This window comes from Mycobacterium sp., from assembly GCF_032159565.1.
Classification (GTDB): domain Bacteria; phylum Actinomycetota; class Actinomycetes; order Mycobacteriales; family Mycobacteriaceae; genus Mycobacterium.
Window position 1 is genome coordinate 1 of the sequence record NZ_JAVHWR010000124.1, and the last position, 17,867, is coordinate 17,867.

A 17,867-nucleotide genomic window follows, 5' to 3' on the forward strand; every position below is an offset into this window, starting at 1 on the left:
GCGGTGCGGCGCGAATGCACGGTATCTCGGCCGCCGTCGACTCGCGTCGGCTCGGGCTGCCTCTGGCGCAGGAACTTTCGGCCTACCTGCGCACGCTGAATGCCGACGATCTGGCTCACGTCCTTACGGCAGGCATGACGTTCAACGAGCTGCCGTTCGGTGAGAACGAATTCTCGTTGGTGCGACGGATGCATCACGGCGCGGACTTCGTCATCGACCCGCTGCCCAACCTGTTGTTCACCCGCGACTCGTCGTTCTGGATCGGTGCGCGAGTGGCCATCACTTCGCTGGCGCTGCCTGCGCGAGTGCGCGAGACGTCGCTGACCGACCTGATCTACGCCCACCACCCGCGCTTCCTCGGCGTGCGGCGGGCGTACGAATCACGGTCGGCGCCGGTGGAAGGTGGAGACGTTCTGCTGCTGGCGCCCGGTGTCGTCGCGGTGGGGGTGGGGGAGCGGACCACGCCCGCAGGCGCCGAGGCGTTGGCGCGCAGCCTGTTCGACGATGATCTTGCGCACACGGTGCTCGCCGTGCCCATCGCTCAGGAGCGCGCGCAAATGCACCTCGACACGGTGTGCACGATGGTCGACACGGACGCCGTAGTGATGTATCCGAACATCGTCGACTCGTTGTCGGCGTTCACGATCAGCCAGAAGGGCAGCGGTGTGACGATCTCCAGAGCGGCGCCGTTCGTCGACGCCGCAGCGGATGCGATGGGGATCGGCAAGCTGCGCGTGATCGACACGGGCCTGGATCCCGTCACGGCCGAGCGCGAGCAGTGGGACGACGGCAACAACACGCTGGCGGTGGCGCCCGGTGTCGTGGTGGCCTACGAGCGCAACGTCGAAACCAATGCGCGCCTCGCCGATTCGGGCATCGAAGTGTTGCCGATCGCTGCCTCAGAGCTGGGGACCGGCCGCGGCGGCCCGCGCTGTATGTCCTGTCCCGCAGCGCGCGACCCGCTGTAATCGCCGCGACCCGCAAGATTGCAGTGAAGGCTGCGATCCATCGAGAATCACGACCCTGTGCGCAATCTTGGGGCATAGCCGCGCCGCGCGAAGGCTTGGTAAACGCGATGCAGGATGTATCGCCTGCTGTGTTCGGCAACGACATGGATGTCGATCCAGCCTTCTCGGTCAATCAGCTCGGCCCGTCCAATGTCGTGCACGTAGCGATCGCGATCGGTCAGGTGGTGCTTGCCGTCGTAATCGAGGCCGACCATCGGCTCGTCGTAGCCCATGTCGATGAACGCCCGATTAATCCCGTCGCTCACCATGATCTGGGTGCGTGGCGGTGGTAGCCCATCATCGATGAGAATCAGTCTCAGCCGTGTTTCCTGAGGCGATTGCGAACCACCGTCCATCAACGACAACGCGATTCGAGCGCGGGATAGGCCCCGAGCTCGCGGATAGCGGTCGGCGAGCAGGCTCACTTGTGGTGGGGTGATCCGAGTCGCCTGTGCAAGCGCATCGAGATGAGCCACCGCAGGGTCGCGCCGAAGGTGGCGTGCCAGGTCGAACGCTGTGCGTTCGGGAGTCGTTACGGCAATGCCGCCGATGTCGACGATGTCGGCCGCGTCGATTCGTTCATTGCGCACCTCGATGCCTGGTGGCGGCCGACCACATCGCCAGATCATTTCGATCGGTGAGTCGACGGCTACCCACAGGGCGCCGTGCATCGCGGCTGCCGCGCGGCCGGTGATGACACCTTTTCGGCCCGACCACAGCCAAGCGCCATGAGTCCGCTGTCTGAGCGACGGCACTGTCTGCTTCGGCAAGTAGATGTCCGGGAAGATCGTTCGATAATTCCAGCGCAGGCGTGCGCGAGTCATGCCGCCGCGAGCCAAGGCGTCACTCCCGACGAACACGTCTCGCATGCCGCGATGCTGTCGAATCGACCCGACAAATTGAGCGGCACTCGAAAGATTGCACACACGGCTGTGGATTACGCCTCGCAACAGCCCTCCGTGCAATCTTCAGCCCCGCCGGGCTACCGCCAGCTCGGAAGCCAGATCTCCAGATTCCACGTCGACTGCGAGATCGGTAAGCCCGTGAGAATTGGGTACATCCACGCGAAGTTCGTGATCACTAAGGCCACATAGCAGCTGACGGCAATGAGGCCGAGCGTTCTTCGTTCGGGGTTCTGGTTCGGCTGATGCAAAATGTCGCCGCAGATCATCGCGATCATCATGACGAGGAAGGGCGACATGGTCGCCGCATAAAAGAAGTACATCTGCCGGTCGATGTCGGCGAACCACGGCAGGAAACCCGCACCGTAGCCGACGAGAGCCGCGCCGTAGCGCCAATCCCTCTTCACGAACGCCCGCCACAGCGCCCAACCGAGAACCGGCACCGCGATGAACCACATCGCGGGCGTGCCGACCAGCATCACGGCCTTCACACATGACTGCGCGCCGCATCCGGAGACGTTCTCCTGGTCGATCGCATAAAGCACCGGCCGCAGCGACATCGGCCACGTCCACGGCTTGGACTCCCACGGGTGATGGTTTCCGTCGGCGTTGGTCAGCCCGGAGTGAAACCGGTATGCCGCGTACGTGTAGTGCCACAGCGAACGGATCGCGTCCGGCAGAAAGCCGCCCGGCCCGATCGACTGGCCGACCTCGTGGCGGTTCACCCCGGTCTCCGACGCGAACCACGGCGCATACGACGCCAGGTACACGCCGAACGGAATGAGTCCCAATGCGTAGACGACCGGGCCGACGTCGCGCCGCAGCGTGCCCGCCCAGGGCCGCGGCACGCGGTATTGCCTGCGGGCGGCGACGTCGAACGCCAAAGTCATCAGCCCGAAGAACACGATGAAGTACAGGCCGGACCACTTTGTTGCACAAGCCAATCCGAGCAGCACACCGGCGCCGAAGCGCCACCACCGAACGCCCAGCCGGGGGCCGAACGGTGATTCGCCGATGCGGCCCTCGAGCAGGGCGATGTGCATCCGTTCCCGCACCTGGTCGCGGTCGACGATCAACGCACCGAACGCCGCCACCACGAAGAACGCCAGAAACCCGTCGAGCAGCGCGGTGCGTGACGCCACGAAGTTCACGCCGTCGGCGATGAGCAGCAGGCCCGCGATGGCGCCGACCATCGTCGATCGGGTCATCCGCCGCACGATGCGAGCCACCAGGGCGATCCCGATGACGCCCAACACCGCGCCGGTGAACCGCCAGCCCAGCCCGTTGTAGCCGAAGATCGCCTCGCCGATCGCGATCAGTTGCTTGCCCACCGGCGGGTGCACGACCAGCCCGTAGCCGGGGTTGTCCTCGACGCCGTGGTTGAACAGCATCTGCCAGGCCTGCGGCGCGTAGTGCTTCTCGTCGAAGATCGGCGTGCCCGCATCGGTCGGCGAGTTGAGGTTGAGGAACCGCGTCAGCGCCGCCAGCGCAGTGATGACCGCCGTCATCGTCCAGCCGTTGAGCCGGTCGACGGGCCCGAAGTCCGCGACGGGCATCAGCGGGCCCGGGCTGATCACTGGAACCGATCGCGCGGCCGTCGGCTGCTCCTCCTGTGCTTCTCGCGTGCGCGGTCCGGTGGTGGGGGCGGTCACGCGAACGATCGTAGGCTGTGCGGGATGAGCCCCGGACGATTGCTGCTCGCGGCCACCCCGCTGGGGTTGCCCACCGACGCCTCCGCCCGGCTGATCAACGCATTGGGCGGCGCCGACGTGGTGGCCGCCGAGGACACCCGAAGGGTCCGCACACTGGCGAAGGCCCTCGACGTCCGCATCGCGGGCAGGGTGGTGAGCCTGTTCGACCAGAACGAGTCGACGCGCGTGCCTGCACTGGTCGACGACATCAGGGGCGGCGCGACAGTGCTGGTGGTCAGCGACGCCGGCATGCCCGTGATCAACGACCCCGGCTATCGGTTGGTGGCGGCCTGTGTGGAGGCCGGGTTGAAGGTGAGTTGTCTGCCCGGCCCGTCGGCGGTGACGACGGCGCTGGCGGTGTCCGGGCTGCCCGCCGACCGGTTCTGCTTCGAGGGCTTTCCGCCACGCAAGCATTCGGCGCGCAGCACGTGGCTGACGGGTTTGGCTTCCGAGGAGCGAACCGCCGTGTTCTTCGAGTCGCCGCGACGGCTCGGGGCGTTCCTCCAGGACGCCGTCGAAGTGCTCGGGCCGGAGCGGCGCGCAGTGGTCTGCCGGGAGCTGACCAAGACCCACGAGGAGATCGTTCGCGGCTCGCTGGCCGAACTCGCCGAGTGGGCCGCCGACGGCGTGCTCGGCGAGATCACCGTGGTGTTGGCAGGCGCCGAGCCGCAAGCCGATCTGGAGTCCCTGGTGGCAGCGGTGAACGCGCTCGTCGACGACGGCGCGCGGGTCAAGGACGCTTGTGCTGAGGTGGTCGCCGCGAATCCCGGGGCGCCGTCAAAGCGTGAGCTTTACGATGCGGTTCTGCGCTCGCGCGACTGACCGGGAGGCGCCATGGCATGGCCCGCACTGGTGCTTGTGCACGGCGGTGCGCACGCATCCGACTGCTGGAATCTGACGATCGGCGAAATACGGCGACTGGCACCGGAATTGACAGTGCTCGCCGTCGACCTGCCGGGGCGGCGTGGAAAGCAGGGTGATCTGGCGACGCTCACCATCGACGACTGGGTCGACTCGATCGTCACCGACGTCAATGCGGCCGGGCTGAAAGAGGTCGTGATCGTCGGTCATTCGATGGCAGGGGTGACGGTGCCCGGCGTCGTCGCCAGCCTGGTGCGCCCCGCGTCCGCGAAATGATCTTCGCCGCAGCGTGCGTCCCGCCCGAAGGTAGCGCGATGGTGGACGTCATCGCTCCGTTGACCGCACATATCGCGCACCGCAACGCCAAGAAAACTGCGCCATACGTTGTGCCACCTCTTCTGGCGAGATTGTTTTTCCTCAACGGCGCGACCCGTGAACGACGTCGCTTCATGGCAGGACGCCTTTATCCGGAATCCAATCGAATTCTTTTGGAGACGGTGACTCGGCGCGGAATGCCGACCGAGGTGCCCCGCAGCTGGATTCTGACCACGCGCGACCGCACGCACTCTCGGAAGGAACAACGGGCCAGTATCGCGGCGATCGGCGGCGTGGACACGTTGATCCCAATCGACTGCGGGCACGCGTTGATGGTCATCGAGCCCGAACGGGTGGCCGAAATACTGGTCGAACGCTGTCGGCGGTACGCGAAATGAGCCTGCCCGCGTTGGTGCTCGTGCACGGCGGCCAGCACGCCGCCGACTGCTGGAATCCGACCGTCGACGAAATCCGGCGTCGCGCACCGGGCTTCGGGGTGATCGCACTCGACCTTCCCGGCCGGCGCGACAAGCCCGGCGATCTTCTCACCGCCACCATCGACGACTGGGTGGACTCGTTGCTCGCCGACATCGAGGATGCGGGAGTCGACGACTTCGTCATCGTCGGCCATTCCCTGGCCGGGCTCACCGTCCCCGGCGTCGTGGCGAAACTCGGATCCTCACGAGTACGGGAGATGGTGCTCGCTGCGGCGTTCGTCCCACCGGCAGGCAAGTGCGTAGTCGACACACTGCCGGGCCTGGTGGGTTGGTACACCCGCCGTAAGGCTGACACCGGCATGTCGGGCACCCTGCCGAACTCGTTGGCGGAGTTCGTCTTCTGCAACGGGATGACGCGTCCGCAGCGGACGTTCAACCGGGCCTGTTTCTACGCCGAATCGCCGTCGATCATCTTCGACAAGGTCGACCGCTCCCGAATGCCCGACGATGTGCCGCGGACCTGGATCCTCACGCTGCGTGACCGGGCGCTCTCCGCGGCGTCACAGCGCAGATCGATCGCCGCACTCGGTGGCGTGCACACCGTGCTGCCGATCGACACCTGCCACAACCTGATGGTCAGCGAGCCGGAACTGCTCGCCGAGATCCTGCTCGAGCGCTGCCACCGGTACGCATAGCGCCGACGATCGGGGCCGCCTTGTGTAGGCACTCGTCCCATTCGCGGTCGGGATCGGAGTCGGCCGTGATGCCCCCGCCGACGCCGAGCACCGCCGAGCCGTCGGCTGCGAACTCCACGGTGCGAATCGCCACGTTCAATTCACACCCGGCGACCGGTGAAGCCAAACCCACTGTGCCGCAATAAACCCCGCGCCGATGCTGCTCCCACCCGGTGAGCAACTGCCGGGCACGCGTCTTGGGCGTGCCGGTGACCGACGCAGGTGGGAACGCTGCGTCCAGCAGTGCAGCGATCGGCACGTCGACGGGCATGCGCGCGGACACCGTCGACACCAGATGCCACACGCCAGGAGCCGGCCGCACCGCGAGGAGTTCGGGCACGGTCACCGTGCCGGTCACCGCGACGCGGCTCAGGTCGTTGCGGACCAGGTCGACGATCATGATGTTCTCGGCGACGTCCTTGGCCGACGCCCGCAGCGCCGCGGGATCGGCCGTCCGCGGCAACGTCCCCTTGATCGGGCTCGACGTGACCGCATCGCCTGCTCGTCGCAGGAACAATTCCGGCGACAACGACGCCACCGCACCCCAGTCGCCCGCAACATACGCCGCCCGCGCAGGCGAGGTGCGTGCCACGGCGTCGACGAAGAAGTCGATCGGCGCACCGTCGAGCCGGCCCGCGAACTGCGTGCACACACATGCCTGGTAGATCTCACCCGCGGCGATCGCCTCCAGGCAGTCGAGCACCCCGCGGCGGTGGGCTCCACGGTCGGCGTCGCTCCAGGTGATGCCGAACGGCCTCGGCGGCAACGGGCTTCGTAATGCTTCGGCAACCCACTCCGAAAGGGCGGCGCCGGAAAGGCTTTCATACCACCAGTGGCCGTCGCCGTCCTGGCGCAGCACGCAGTCGGTCCAGCCGCCCGCCGAGTCGGGAACGCGACCTTGGCGTCCGTCGGCAGCCGCGTCTGGATACGACAGATATCCGAACCAGCCACCCCCGACCGCCGCGTCGGAGCGATTTCGGCGCGCCGGCGTGCGCTGAGCGTCGGTGAGCGCGCCGAAATCGCTATAGGTGACATCGGACACCGTCAACGACGGCGCGATGACAGCGCCCGAGCCGAACCATTCGCCGATCAGCGCGGCGGGTGGCGCCATTCCGTGCCGATCCGCAGCGGCGGCCACCGCGCGCAGCACCCCTGGGGCACCGCCGAGATCGCCGAGCCGCTCGGTCCGCATCGACCAAGCTTGTCAGACGGTGCGGCTGATCTCCCTCGGGACCGCGATGCCCAACAGCTTGTCCGGGTTGCGCATCGCATAGAAATGGCTGATCAAGCCGTCGACGATCTCGATGAGGAAGACGCCTTCGAGCTGGTCGCCGTTGTACACCACGATCGAGGGTGAGCTGTTGTAGACGGCCGTCTCGAACCGGACATCCGGCATGCGCTCTGCCGCAACACGGAAGAGGGCGGACAGAATGGCCGCGACCTTGCGGGCACCGACGACAGGCCTGCGCGCTGCCGTCGCCTTGCCGTTGCTGTCGGCGGTCCACGTGGCATCCGGTGCCAGCAGCGCCATCAGGCCGTCCACATCACCCGTCGACGCCGCCGTCATGAACTGTTCGGTCAATTCGGCCGTCTTGGCCGAGTCGGCGGGCTCGAAGCGCTTGCGCCGCGCCTGCACGTGTTCGCGTGCACGGTGCGCCACCTGACGCACGTTCACCGCGGAATTCCCGACGGCGCCGGCGATTTCGTCGTAGTCGAACCCGAAGACCTCGCGCAGCACGAACACCGCCCGCTCGTCCGGGGTGAGGGTTTCGAGCAGCACAAGCATCGCCATCGAAACCGATTCGGCGAGAACGACATCTGTCGAGGCGTCACGGTCGTCCAGCAGCAGCGGCTCAGGCAGCCACGGGCCGATGTACTCCTCGCGACGGCGGGCGCCCGCCCGTAGTGCGTTGAGCGCCTGGCGGGTCACCAACTGCGCCAGATACGACTTGGTGTCCCGCACCGTCGCGAGGTCGACCTCGGCCCATCGCAGATAGCTGTCCTGCAGCACGTCGTCGGATTCGGTTGCCGAACCGAGAATTTCGTAGACGATCGTGAACAGCAGCGGCCGCAGGTGGGTGAACCGCTCGGCGTGTTCGCCGCCGGCTGAGCCGGCAATCTGGTTCCCGCCGAAGGTGGTCACGGGTTCGTGACCACCTGGGCATCGACCGCGGGCTCAACTTCACGCTTGGAGCCCTTGAACAGAAACGCCGAACCGGGCTTGCGTGCCTCCCGGCGCAGCCCCCACAGCGTGCCTCTGCAGACTGCCTCCTTCATGGAGGCGGCCAAGCGACCACCGAGGTAGAACCTCGCAGGCGCATCGTCCTCGTGGGTGAATTGCAGTGTGGCCCCGTGCCTGCCCAAGCTGACGCACTGCGCGACGAACTTCGGTTCGATGACAGCAGGCTCCTCGCCTGCGATGCGGCTCAAGACGGTGTCCGCCGCCTGCGTGGCGAGTGGGCCCGCCGATTGGCAGCTCATCCGCAGCGGTCGGCCCGACGGAGCGGCGCAGTCACCCGCGGCCACGATGCGTGCGTCGTCGACACTTGTCAGGGTTTCGTCGGTGAGCAGCCTGCCCAGCGCGTCGGTGCGCAACACGCTGTCGGCGGCCAGAGCGGGCACTCCGAAACCGGCCGTCCAGATGGTGATCGCGCTCGGGCGCACCGCGCCGTCGGCGAAAACCACCGCCCCGCGGCGGACCTCGGCCACGACGTCGGACTCCAGCACCGTCACTCCGTGTTTGTGCATCCACTTTGCGACGGACCGACGGCCCGGCTCGGACAGCGAAGGGGCAAGCTGACCCCCGCAGACCAACGTGACATTGCGGCTCTGCTCGGCCAGCTCGGAGGCCACCTCTATTCCGGTCAGTCCCGCCCCGATGACGGTGACCGGCGCATCGGGGTGTAGCTCGTCGATGGCGGTGCGCAGTCGTTGCGCCAGCTCCAATTCGGCTATCGGATAGGCGAATTCGGCCGCGCCTGGAACGGACGCCGGGACGGCTCCTGTGCTGCCGACGGCGTAGATGACGTAGTCGTAGTGCACCGGCCTGCGACCCGAGGCGAATTCCACGGTCTGTGCGGCGGTGTTGATCCTGATGGCGCTGTCCACGAGCAGCTGGATGCCTTCGCCAAGCAGCGTGCCGTAGTCGGCGGTCGCCTCGCCGGTTCCCGCGACCAGCTGGTGCAGTCGGATCCGCTCCACGAACTTGGGGCGAGGATTGACCAGCGTGATGTCGATGTCGCCACGCAGCCGCAGATGGTTGGCCGCCAGCGTGCCCGCGTATCCGCCGCCGATGACGACGACGTGGGGGCGTGTCCCGGTCATGATGTCTCCTGTCATTTTCGCTCCGCGCGTGCGCGGTGTTCTTTCGCTCCTCGCGTGCGCGATGTTCTTTCGGTGATGCCCTCAAGACACCGACGAGCCGTGAGACGTGACAAGACGTGACGAGCGTCACTCACCTATTCTGGCGAGCAGACGCAAACGCCCGCAAAATCAATTGAAAACTTGGGCCTTTGCGTCTGCTCGCGAGGGAAAGTCACCCTGTGGTCGGGGAGCCGAACTCCTAACCCGACGAGACGCCTTCCGGCAGAACAATCCGCGGGAACACCCCGACCGGGGCGGGCAGCGCGGTACCCGGCGCGAGCGGGGTGCCGATCGCGGCGAAGGTCCGCTGGTCGTCGGGCTGACCGAGCAGGTCCAGCAGCTTGGCCGCCGACTCCGGCATCACCGGCTGCGACAGCAGCGCGGCCACCCGGACAACCTCCATCGTGGTGTAGAGCACCGTGCGGAATCGTTGTTGGTCGGCCTCGGACTCGGACTTGCGCAGCACCCACGGCTCCTGCGCCGAGAAATAGCGGTTGGCCTCGCCGAGCATCAGCCAGATCGTCTCCAGCGCGAGATGCATCGCGGACGCATCGAAGTGCGCCCGCACCGTCGACAACAGCTGATCACCTGCGCGATCCAGAAGCGCGCGGTCGTCGTCGGTGAATTCGCCCGGCTCCGGAACGATTCCGTCGAGGTTCTTGGCGACCATCGACAGCGACCGCTGCGCCAGGTTGCCCAGTTCGTTGGCGAGGTCGGCATTGATGCGGGCGATGATCGCGTCCTCGCTGTAGCTGCCGTCCTGGCCGAACGGCACCTCGCGCAGGAAGAAGTAGCGCACCGGGTCGACGCCGAAGGTGTCGACGAGGTTCACCGGGTCGACGACGTTGCCCACCGACTTGCTCATCTTCTCGCCTCGGTTGAGGACGAAGCCGTGCACGAAAACCCTGCGCGGCAACTCGATTCCCGCCGACATCAGGAACGCCGGCCAGTACACGGTGTGGAACCGGATGATGTCCTTGCCGATCATGTGCAGATCGGCGGGCCAGAACCGTTTGAACAGTTCCGAGGAGGTGTCGGGGAAGCCGACCCCGGTCAGATAGTTGGTCAGCGCGTCGACCCACACGTACATCACGTGGTCGGGATGGCCGGGGACCGGCACGCCCCAGTCGAACGTCGTGCGCGAGATCGACAGGTCGCGCAGCCCGCCGGAGACGAAGCTGACCACCTCGTTTCGCCGGACGTCCGGCCCGATGAATTCGGGATGGGACTCGTAGTGGGCGAGCAGTTTGTCGGCGTAGGCCGACAGCCTGAAGAAGTAGGTCTGCTCCTCGGTCCACGTCACCGGCGCTCCGGTCTCGGTCGCGATGCGCACCCCGTCGGCGCCGACGGTGGTCTCGCCCTCGGTGAAGAAGCGCTCGTCGCGTATCGAGTACCAACCCTTGTACGCGTCGAGGTAGATGTCGCCGCTCTCGTTCATCCGGCGCCAGATCTCCTTGGACGCTTCGTAGTGGTCGGCGTCGGACGTGCGGATGAACCGGTCGTAGGAGATGTTCAGCTTGTCCTGCAGCCGCTGGAACACATCGGAATTGCGCCGCGCCAGCTCGGCGGTCGGAATGCCCAGCGCCGCCGCGGTCTCGGCCATCTTCAGCCCGTGCACGTCGGTGCCGGTGAGGTACCGCACGTCGAATCCGTCGAGCCGCTTGAACCGGGCGATCGAATCGGTCGCGATGTATTCGTAGGCATGGCCGATGTGCGGATCGCCGTTGGGATAGGCGATCGCTGTCGTTATGTAGTACGGGTTCCCTGGGGTGCGCGTCCTCGCGCCGGGGATGGCGGTGCTCATTTCTCCCTCAGCCTATGGTGTGGCGGTGAGCACCACCCGTCCGGCGCCGCCGCCTCCCGAGCCGTTGAGTCCGTTGGTGGATGCGCACACTCACCTCGACGCGTGCGGCGCCGTCACCGCCGACGATGTGCGCGCGATCGTGGACCGCGCCGCGGCCGTCGGCGTGCAGGCGGTCGTCACCATCGCCGACGACCTGGATTCCGCCCGCTGGGTCACCGAGGCCGCCGACTGGGATCCGCGCGTGTATGCGGCCGTGGCGCTGCACCCGACGCGGGCCAACGCGCTCACCGACGAGGCGAAGACAGTCATCGAACGGCTGGCGGGCCATCCCCGCGTGGTGGCGATCGGGGAGACCGGCATGGACAACTACTGGCCCGGCCGACTCGACGGATGCGCGACGCTGAGCGAACAGCGCGACGCCTTCGCCTGGCACATCGAGCTGGCCAAGCGGACCGGCAAGCCGCTGATGATCCACAACCGCGACGCCGACGCCGACGTGCTCGACGTGCTGCGGGCGGAGGGCGCGCCGCCGACGGTGATCTTCCACTGCTTCTCTTCGGACGCCGAGATGGCGCGGACGTGTGTCGACGCGGGCTGGGTGCTGAGCCTGTCGGGCAGCGTCAGCTTCCGCAACGCCCGCGCGCTGCGCGAGGCGGCCGCACTCATCCCTCCCGGACAGCTGCTGGTGGAGACCGACGCGCCGTTTCTGACTCCGCACCCCCACCGGGGCGCGCCGAATGAGCCCTACTGCCTGCCGTACACAGTGCGCGCACTCGCCGATATGGTGGACCGGCCCGCCGCCGACGTGGCCCGGAACACGTCGGCAACCGCAGCCCGCGTGTACGGCTTCTCGGTGAACGCGCCGTGAATGGTGACCGAGTTGCTGTTGCTGAGCGGGTTCGTTACCGTCTTGTGATCGATGGCGGGGGCACTGAAGCAGACCGGGGTCCGAGTCGGGGAATTGCACTGATTTGAATGCATTAACGAAACTCCACGAGTCGCGCTCGCCGCACCTGCGGGCACTGGTACTCGTCACATTGCTGGCGCTCATCTTCGCCGGCGGCTTCGCTGTCGCGGCGCACAAGACCGTGACGCTGACCGTCGACGGCACCCAGATGACCGTTGCGACGATGAAATCTCACGTCATCGACGTCATCACGGAGAACGGCTACGACGTCGGCGATCGCGACGATCTCTACCCGGCAGGCGACCAGGCGGTGCACCAGTCCGACACCATCGTGCTACGGCGCAGCCGGCCTCTGCAGCTCTCGCTGGACGGCCAGAACAGCCGCGAGGTGTGGACCACGGCGTCCACCGTCGACGAGGCGCTGGCCCAGCTTGCGATGACCGACAAGGCGCCCGCGGCGGCCTCGCGCGGCAGCCGAGTACCGCTCGGCGGCATGTCGCTACCGGTGGTGAGCGCCAAGAACGTGCAGATCAACGATGGTGGCGCCGTGCGAACCGTGCATCTGGCCGCGCCGAACGTCGCCGGCCTGCTGGCCGCCGCAGGCGCTCCGCTGGAACAGAGCGACACGGTGGTGCCCGCCGCCGCGTCCCCGGTCGTGGAGGACATGCAGATCCAGGTGACGCGTGTCCGAATCGAGAAGGTTACCCAGCGCGTACCGTTACCGCCGGCCAACCAGCGGGTCGAGGATCCGACGATGAATATGAGTCGCCAGGTCGTCGAAAACCCAGGAACTCCGGGAATTCAGGACGTAACGTTTGCCATCGCCAAGGTCAATGGGACCGAAACCGGGAGATTGCCAGTAGCCAATGTCGTCGTCGCGCCGTCCGTCGACGGGGTGCTGCGGGTGGGTACGAAGCCGGGTACCGAGGTGCCTCCGGTGAGCAATGGCGGCACCTGGAATGCGCTGGCCCAGTGTGAGGCGGGTGGCAACTGGGGGATCAATACCGGCAACGGATTTTTCGGTGGCGTGCAATTTGATCAAAATACCTGGGAGCGAAACGGTGGTCTGAGGTATGCTGCGAGGGCCGATTTGGCAACGCGCGAAGAGCAGATCACGATTGCTGAGGTCACCCGGGCCCGTCAAGGATGGGGCGCGTGGCCCGTATGTAGCGGGAGAGTGGGGGCGTCCTGACAATCAGACTGCTGGGCCGGACTGAAATTCGGCACCTGGCCAAAGAGCTTGATTTTCGGCCGCGTAAGTCTTTCGGCCAGAACTTCGTCCACGACGCGAACACTGTGCGTCGTGTGGTCTCGGCGTCCGGGATCAATCGTCAGGACCATGTCCTGGAGATCGGCCCCGGCCTCGGCTCGCTGACTCTCGCGCTGCTGGACCGCGGAGCGCACGTCACCGCCGTCGAGATCGACCCCGTACTGGCGGGTCAGCTGCCGCACACCGTCGCCGAACACTCGCACAGCGAGATCAACAGGCTTTCGGTGCTGCACCAAGACGTGCTCGAGTTGCAGCCGGGCGACCTGCCCGAAGAGCCGACGGCCCTGGTCGCGAACCTGCCCTACAACGTCGCCGTGCCCGCACTGCTGCATCTGCTCGCCGACTTCCCGTCGATCCGGACCGTCATGGTGATGGTGCAGGCCGAAGTGGCCGAGCGTCTCGCGGCCGAGCCCGGCGGCAAGGATTACGGCGTGCCCAGCGCGAAGGTCAGGTTCTACGGCAAGGTGCGCAGGCACGGCATGGTGTCGCCGACGGTGTTCTGGCCGATCCCACGGGTGTACTCGGGGCTGGTCCGCATCGACCGGTACGAGACCACGCCGTGGCCGACGGATCCCGGCTTCCGCCAGCAGGTGTTCAACCTGATCGACATCGGTTTCGCCCAGCGTCGCAAGACGTCTCGCAACGCATTCGCCGAATGGGCGGGGAGCGGCAACGAGTCGGCGCGACGGCTGCTGGCCGCCAGCATCGACCCGTCGCGACGGGGCGAGACCTTGTCCATCGCCGACTTCGTGAGGCTGCTGGAGCGCTCGGGGGTCTGGGACCCCCAGACGAAAAGGGTGATCCAGCCGGTCGAGTTGCCCTAGCCGCTACTCCAGCGCGCGGGTGAGCTGCTCGATGAGCTCCGTGCAGGAGTCGTATCGGGCCTCGGGGAGTTTCGCCAACGCGCGATGCAACCACGAGTCGAAACGACGCGGTACCCAGGCGATCTTGTCCGAGTAGCTCGGCACCTGCCGGTTGAGATGAGCGTCCACGAGTTGCATCCAGGTGCCTGCCCCTGAGTAAGGGGGTGCGCCGAGCAGAAGCTCGACCGCCGTGCACGCCAACGCGTACTGATCCGTCAGGGCCGACGGCGGCCTGCCGCGCAGCAGCTCCGGCGCCGTGTACGGCAGCGAGGCCTCGATGTGTTTCGCACGCCACCCCACGGTCTCCGCGACCGCACATGCGATCCCGAAGTCGATGAGCACAGCACGGGAAAGGTCATGCGAGACAAGAATGTTGGACGGTTTCACGTCGCAATGGACGATTCCGCACCGGTGGGTGTAATCCAGCGCAGCGGCGATCTGGCGCAGCGCGGTCAACCTGGTCTGCGTGTTCGGCAGTGCGCTTGACGTGCCACCGTCGATGATCTCCATGGTGAGCCAGCCGACGCCGCTGTCGTACACCGTCACGATGTGTGGGTGGTCGAGCTGGTGTGCGAACTCGAATTCTCTTCGTAGCCGGGCGATTTGCTCCTCACCGCGGTGGTGCTCGTCGAGAACCTTAAGCGCCACCGCACGATCGGGACCGGCAGGTCGGTGGGCCCGGTATACGGTGGCGTGCCCGCCCCGGCCGAGCGTTGCGTCGATGACATAACCCGCGAAGTCACCGCCGACCACAAGCACGATTCCAGCGTAGGCCGGGTGTCCGCCCGGCTTTTCTGGCCGCATGACTATTTGTTCGCGGCGCCTCGGCGCTAGGGTCGTGCCGTGTCCAACGGCAACACCGCATCCGAGTGGGTTCCTACTGGGTCGGTCACCGTGCGGGTGCCGGGCAAGGTCAATCTCTATCTGGCCGTCGGTGATCGCCGCGACGACGGCTATCACGAGCTGACCACCGTTTTTCATGCGGTATCGCTTCTCGACGAGGTCACCGTCAGAACCGCCGACATGCTCTCGCTGGAGATACTGGGAGAGGGCAGCGAGGGCCCGGGGGCGCTGCCCACAGACGAGCGCAACCTGGCCTGGCAGGCCGCCGAGCTGATGGCCGAGCATGTCGGCAGGGGGCCCGATGTCGCGATCACCATCGAGAAGTCGATCCCGGTCGCGGGCGGAATGGCAGGCGGAAGCGCCGACGCGGCGGCCGTTTTGGTCGCGATGAACTCGCTGTGGGAGCTCGGTGTGCCGCGCCGCGACCTGCATTCGATGGCCGCCGAATTGGGCAGCGATGTTCCGTTCGCCCTGCACGGAGGCACCGCACTGGGCACCGGCCGCGGCGAGGAGCTGGCGACCGTGCTGACCAGAAACACCTTTCACTGGGTGCTGGCGTTCGCAGACGGCGGCCTGTCCACCCCGGCTGTGTTCGCCGAGGCCGACCAGTTGCGCGAGTCGCAGGACCGGACCCTGCCGCCGCGCCTGGACGATGCCGAACCCGTGCTGGCGGCCCTTGCCTCCGGCGATCCCGCCAGCCTCGCGCCGCTGCTGGGCAACGACCTGCAGCCCGCGTCCCTGAGCCTCGATCCTGGGCTGCGCCGGACGCTGCGGGCGGGCGTCGAGGCAGGCGCGCTGGCCGGAATCGTGTCCGGCTCGGGCCCGACCTGCGCGTTTCTGTGCGCCTCAGCCACCTCGGCCGTCGAGGTCGGCGCCGAATTGGCCGGCGCCGGGGTGTGCCGCACGGTGCGGGTGGCAAGCGGGCCGGTGCAGGGTGCCCGGGTGGTTCCCGCGCCCACTCCACAGGTGTGACGCAAACCTCAATTACTGCATGAGTTTGGCAGTTACTTAAGAGTTGCATAAGATGACTAACGGTGAAAATTCGCGGTCAAGGAGTGGACGCAAATATCGCCGCTGCCGGGAGTCCCGGCGAGCGGGCGTGTCGCCTTACCGCATCACCGAATCGAGACATAACTGCGCTACAAACGTATGCGCGCCGACGTGAAAGCGCCTATGAGCAGGCGGAGCATTACACCTTGGCATTTGCGGGGACCCCGAGGAGGCTGTCGTGAGCAGATTCACCGACAAGATGTACCGCAGTGCCCGTGACGCCACTACGGGCATGGTCACCGGAGAACCGCACGAACCCATTCGCCACACCTGGGGAGAGGTGCACGAGAGGGCCCGCCAGATCGCGGGTGGCCTCGCCGCCGCGGGCATCGGACGTGGCGACGCCGTCGGCGTGCTGGCCGGCTTCCCCGTCGAGATCGCCCCGACCGCCCAGGGCCTGTGGATGCGTGGCGCCAGTCTGACGATGCTCCATCAGCCCACTCCGCGCACCGACCTCGTGGTCTGGGCCGAGGACACGATGAACGTCGTCCAGATGATCGAGGCCAAGGCCGTCATCGTCTCCGAACCGTTCATGATCGCGATTCCCGTGCTCGAGGAGCAGGGCATCAAGGTGCTGACGGTGACCGATCTGCTCGCGTCTGATCCGATCGACCCGATCGAGGTCGGCGAGGACGAACTGGCACTGATGCAGCTGACGTCGGGCTCAACCGGATCGCCGAAGGCCGTGCAGATCACCCACCGCAACATCCACTCCAACGCCGAGGCGATGTTCATCGGCGCCAAGTACGACGTGGACAGGGACGTCATGGTCAGCTGGCTGCCCTGCTTCCACGACATGGGCATGGTCGGCTTCCTGACCATTCCGATGTACTTCGGTGCCGAGCTGGTCAAGGTCACGCCGATGGACTTCCTGCGCGACACCCTGCTGTGGGCTCGGCTGATCGACAAATACAAGGGCACGATGACCGCGGCGCCGAACTTCGCGTACGCGCTGCTGGCCAAGCGGCTGCGCAGGCAGGCCCAGCCGGGTGAATTCGACCTGTCGACGCTGCGCTTCGCGCTCTCGGGCGCCGAACCCGTCGAGCCGGCCGACGTCGAGGACCTGCTCGATGCGGGTAAGCCGTTCGGGCTGGAGCCCTCGGCGATCCTGCCCGCTTACGGGATGGCCGAGACGACGCTGGCGGTGTCCTTCTCCGAATGCAACGCCGGCCTGGTGGTCGACGAGGTCGACCGCGACCTGCTGGCCGCTCTGCGGCGCGCGGTGCCCGCGACGAAGGGCAACACCCGCAGGCTGGCCACGCTCGGCCCGCTGCTCGAGGGGCTCGAGGCCCGCATCATCGACGAGCAGGGCAATGTGATGCCGACTCGCGGCGTCGGCATCATCGAGTTGCGCGGCGAACCCGTCACGCCCGGTTACATCACCATGGGCGGCTTCATCCCCGCGCAGGACGAGCAGGGCTGGTACGACACCGGCGACCTCGGCTACCTGACCGACCAAGGCCACGTCGTGGTCTGCGGTCGCGTGAAAGACGTCATCATCATGGCGGGCCGCAATATCTATCCCACCGACATCGAGCGGGCCGCCGGCCGCGTCGAGGGCGTCCGGCCGGGCTGCGCCGTCGCGGTGCGCCTGGACGCCGGGCACTCCCGCGAGACCTTCGCCGTCGCGGTGGAGTCCAACGCGTGGGAGGACCCGGCCGAGGTGCACCGCATCGAGCGTCAGGTGGCCCACGAGGTCGTCGGCGAGGTCGACGTCCGGCCACGCAATGTCGTGGTGCTGGGGCCCGGCACCATCCCCAAGACGCCGTCGGGCAAGCTGCGGCGCGCGAACTCCGTCTCGCTGGTCACCTAACCCCGCG

At 66.9% G+C, this 17,867-nt stretch carries 17 protein-coding genes; 10 read left to right on the plus strand and 7 right to left on the minus strand.

The window, feature by feature from the left end; all coding sequences use genetic code 11:
* On the plus strand, window positions 1–968 hold a 968-nt coding region (locus tag QOC76_RS15260), incomplete at its 5' end, for an arginine deiminase (protein WP_526357723.1).
* Window positions 969–1,015: 47 nt separating this feature from the next.
* Here the strand turns inward: QOC76_RS15260 and QOC76_RS15265 are convergent.
* Together QOC76_RS15265 and QOC76_RS15270 are read right to left on the minus strand one after the other, a co-directional pair.
* Window positions 1,016–1,876: a type IV toxin-antitoxin system AbiEi family antitoxin gene (locus tag QOC76_RS15265; RefSeq protein WP_526357725.1), complete on the minus strand. Its 861-nt coding sequence runs from the start codon at window positions 1,874–1,876 to the stop codon at window positions 1,016–1,018.
* Window positions 1,877–1,989: 113 nt separating this feature from the next.
* Window positions 1,990–3,465 (minus strand): dolichyl-phosphate-mannose--protein mannosyltransferase, encoded by a 1,476-nt coding sequence (locus tag QOC76_RS15270; protein WP_526357817.1) that lies wholly within the window; start codon window positions 3,463–3,465, stop codon window positions 1,990–1,992.
* A gap of 120 nt (window positions 3,466–3,585) precedes the next feature.
* On the opposite strand from QOC76_RS15270, the gene rsmI reads away from it, so the two are divergent.
* From rsmI to QOC76_RS15290, 4 genes are read left to right on the plus strand one after another with little or no spacing between them, the layout of a single operon-like run.
* Window positions 3,586–4,422: a 16S rRNA (cytidine(1402)-2'-O)-methyltransferase gene (rsmI, locus tag QOC76_RS15275; RefSeq protein WP_526357727.1), complete on the plus strand. Its 837-nt coding sequence runs from the start codon at window positions 3,586–3,588 to the stop codon at window positions 4,420–4,422.
* Between the two features lie 12 nt (window positions 4,423–4,434).
* Window positions 4,435–4,737, plus strand: coding sequence for an alpha/beta fold hydrolase (locus QOC76_RS15280; protein WP_526357729.1), 303 nt, complete (start codon window positions 4,435–4,437; stop codon window positions 4,735–4,737).
* A 38-nt stretch (window positions 4,738–4,775) separates the two neighbouring features.
* Complete coding sequence (locus QOC76_RS15285) at window positions 4,776–5,174, plus strand: hypothetical protein (RefSeq protein WP_526357731.1); 399 nt, start codon at window positions 4,776–4,778, stop codon at window positions 5,172–5,174.
* Window positions 5,171–5,908, plus strand: coding sequence for an alpha/beta fold hydrolase (locus tag QOC76_RS15290; RefSeq protein WP_526357733.1), 738 nt, complete (start codon window positions 5,171–5,173; stop codon window positions 5,906–5,908). Before QOC76_RS15285 ends, QOC76_RS15290 begins: the two co-directional genes overlap by 4 nt.
* Here QOC76_RS15290 and QOC76_RS15295 read toward each other — a convergent pair.
* The 4 genes from QOC76_RS15295 to metG all read right to left on the minus strand — a co-directional run bounded on the left by QOC76_RS15295 (window position 5,850) and on the right by metG (window position 11,114).
* Window positions 5,850–7,139, minus strand: coding sequence for an aminodeoxychorismate synthase component I (locus QOC76_RS15295; protein ID WP_526357735.1), 1,290 nt, complete (start codon window positions 7,137–7,139; stop codon window positions 5,850–5,852). The two genes, QOC76_RS15290 and QOC76_RS15295, sit on opposite strands and share 59 nt — an antisense overlap.
* 12 nt (window positions 7,140–7,151) lie before the next feature.
* On the minus strand, window positions 7,152–8,090 hold the full coding sequence (sigJ, locus tag QOC76_RS15300; protein WP_526357737.1) for an RNA polymerase sigma factor SigJ: 939 nt from the start codon (window positions 8,088–8,090) through the stop codon (window positions 7,152–7,154).
* On the minus strand, window positions 8,087–9,271 hold the full coding sequence (locus tag QOC76_RS15305) for an NAD(P)/FAD-dependent oxidoreductase (protein WP_526357739.1): 1,185 nt from the start codon (window positions 9,269–9,271) through the stop codon (window positions 8,087–8,089). Before QOC76_RS15305 ends, sigJ begins: the two co-directional genes overlap by 4 nt.
* A gap of 238 nt (window positions 9,272–9,509) precedes the next feature.
* Window positions 9,510–11,114, minus strand: a complete 1,605-nt coding sequence (gene metG, locus QOC76_RS15310) for a methionine--tRNA ligase (RefSeq protein ID WP_526357741.1) — start codon at window positions 11,112–11,114, stop codon at window positions 9,510–9,512.
* On the opposite strand from metG, the gene QOC76_RS15315 reads away from it, so the two are divergent.
* From QOC76_RS15315 to rsmA, 3 genes are all read left to right on the plus strand, one after another.
* Window positions 11,101–11,982 carry a TatD family hydrolase gene (locus tag QOC76_RS15315; RefSeq protein ID WP_526357819.1) on the plus strand — a complete coding sequence of 294 codons (882 nt, stop codon included), beginning with the start codon at window positions 11,101–11,103 and terminating at the stop codon, window positions 11,980–11,982. The genes metG and QOC76_RS15315 overlap by 14 nt on opposite strands.
* Before the next feature lie 103 nt (window positions 11,983–12,085).
* Window positions 12,086–13,213, plus strand: a complete 1,128-nt coding sequence (locus QOC76_RS15320; RefSeq protein WP_526357743.1) for a transglycosylase family protein — start codon at window positions 12,086–12,088, stop codon at window positions 13,211–13,213.
* A complete protein-coding gene (gene rsmA, locus QOC76_RS15325; protein WP_526357821.1) occupies window positions 13,210–14,115 on the plus strand; it encodes a 16S rRNA (adenine(1518)-N(6)/adenine(1519)-N(6))-dimethyltransferase RsmA in 906 nt (301 codons plus the stop codon). The genes QOC76_RS15320 and rsmA overlap by 4 nt, the downstream gene beginning before the upstream one ends.
* Window positions 14,116–14,118: 3 nt before the next feature.
* Here the strand turns inward: rsmA and QOC76_RS15330 are convergent, their stop codons facing one another.
* The gene (locus QOC76_RS15330) at window positions 14,119–14,913 is read right to left on the minus strand and encodes a serine/threonine-protein kinase (RefSeq protein WP_526357745.1); all 795 of its coding nucleotides are present in this window, start codon (window positions 14,911–14,913) and stop codon (window positions 14,119–14,121) included.
* Window positions 14,914–14,997: 84 nt separating this feature from the next.
* Between QOC76_RS15330 and QOC76_RS15335 the strand changes: the two genes are divergently transcribed.
* Both QOC76_RS15335 and QOC76_RS15340 read left to right on the plus strand, forming a co-directional pair.
* Window positions 14,998–15,969: a 4-(cytidine 5'-diphospho)-2-C-methyl-D-erythritol kinase gene (locus QOC76_RS15335; protein WP_526357747.1), complete on the plus strand. Its 972-nt coding sequence runs from the start codon at window positions 14,998–15,000 to the stop codon at window positions 15,967–15,969.
* 256 nt (window positions 15,970–16,225) lie between these two features.
* Window positions 16,226–17,860, plus strand: a complete 1,635-nt coding sequence (locus QOC76_RS15340) for a fatty acyl-AMP ligase (RefSeq protein WP_526357749.1) — start codon at window positions 16,226–16,228, stop codon at window positions 17,858–17,860.
* Window positions 17,861–17,867 lie beyond the last annotated feature (7 nt).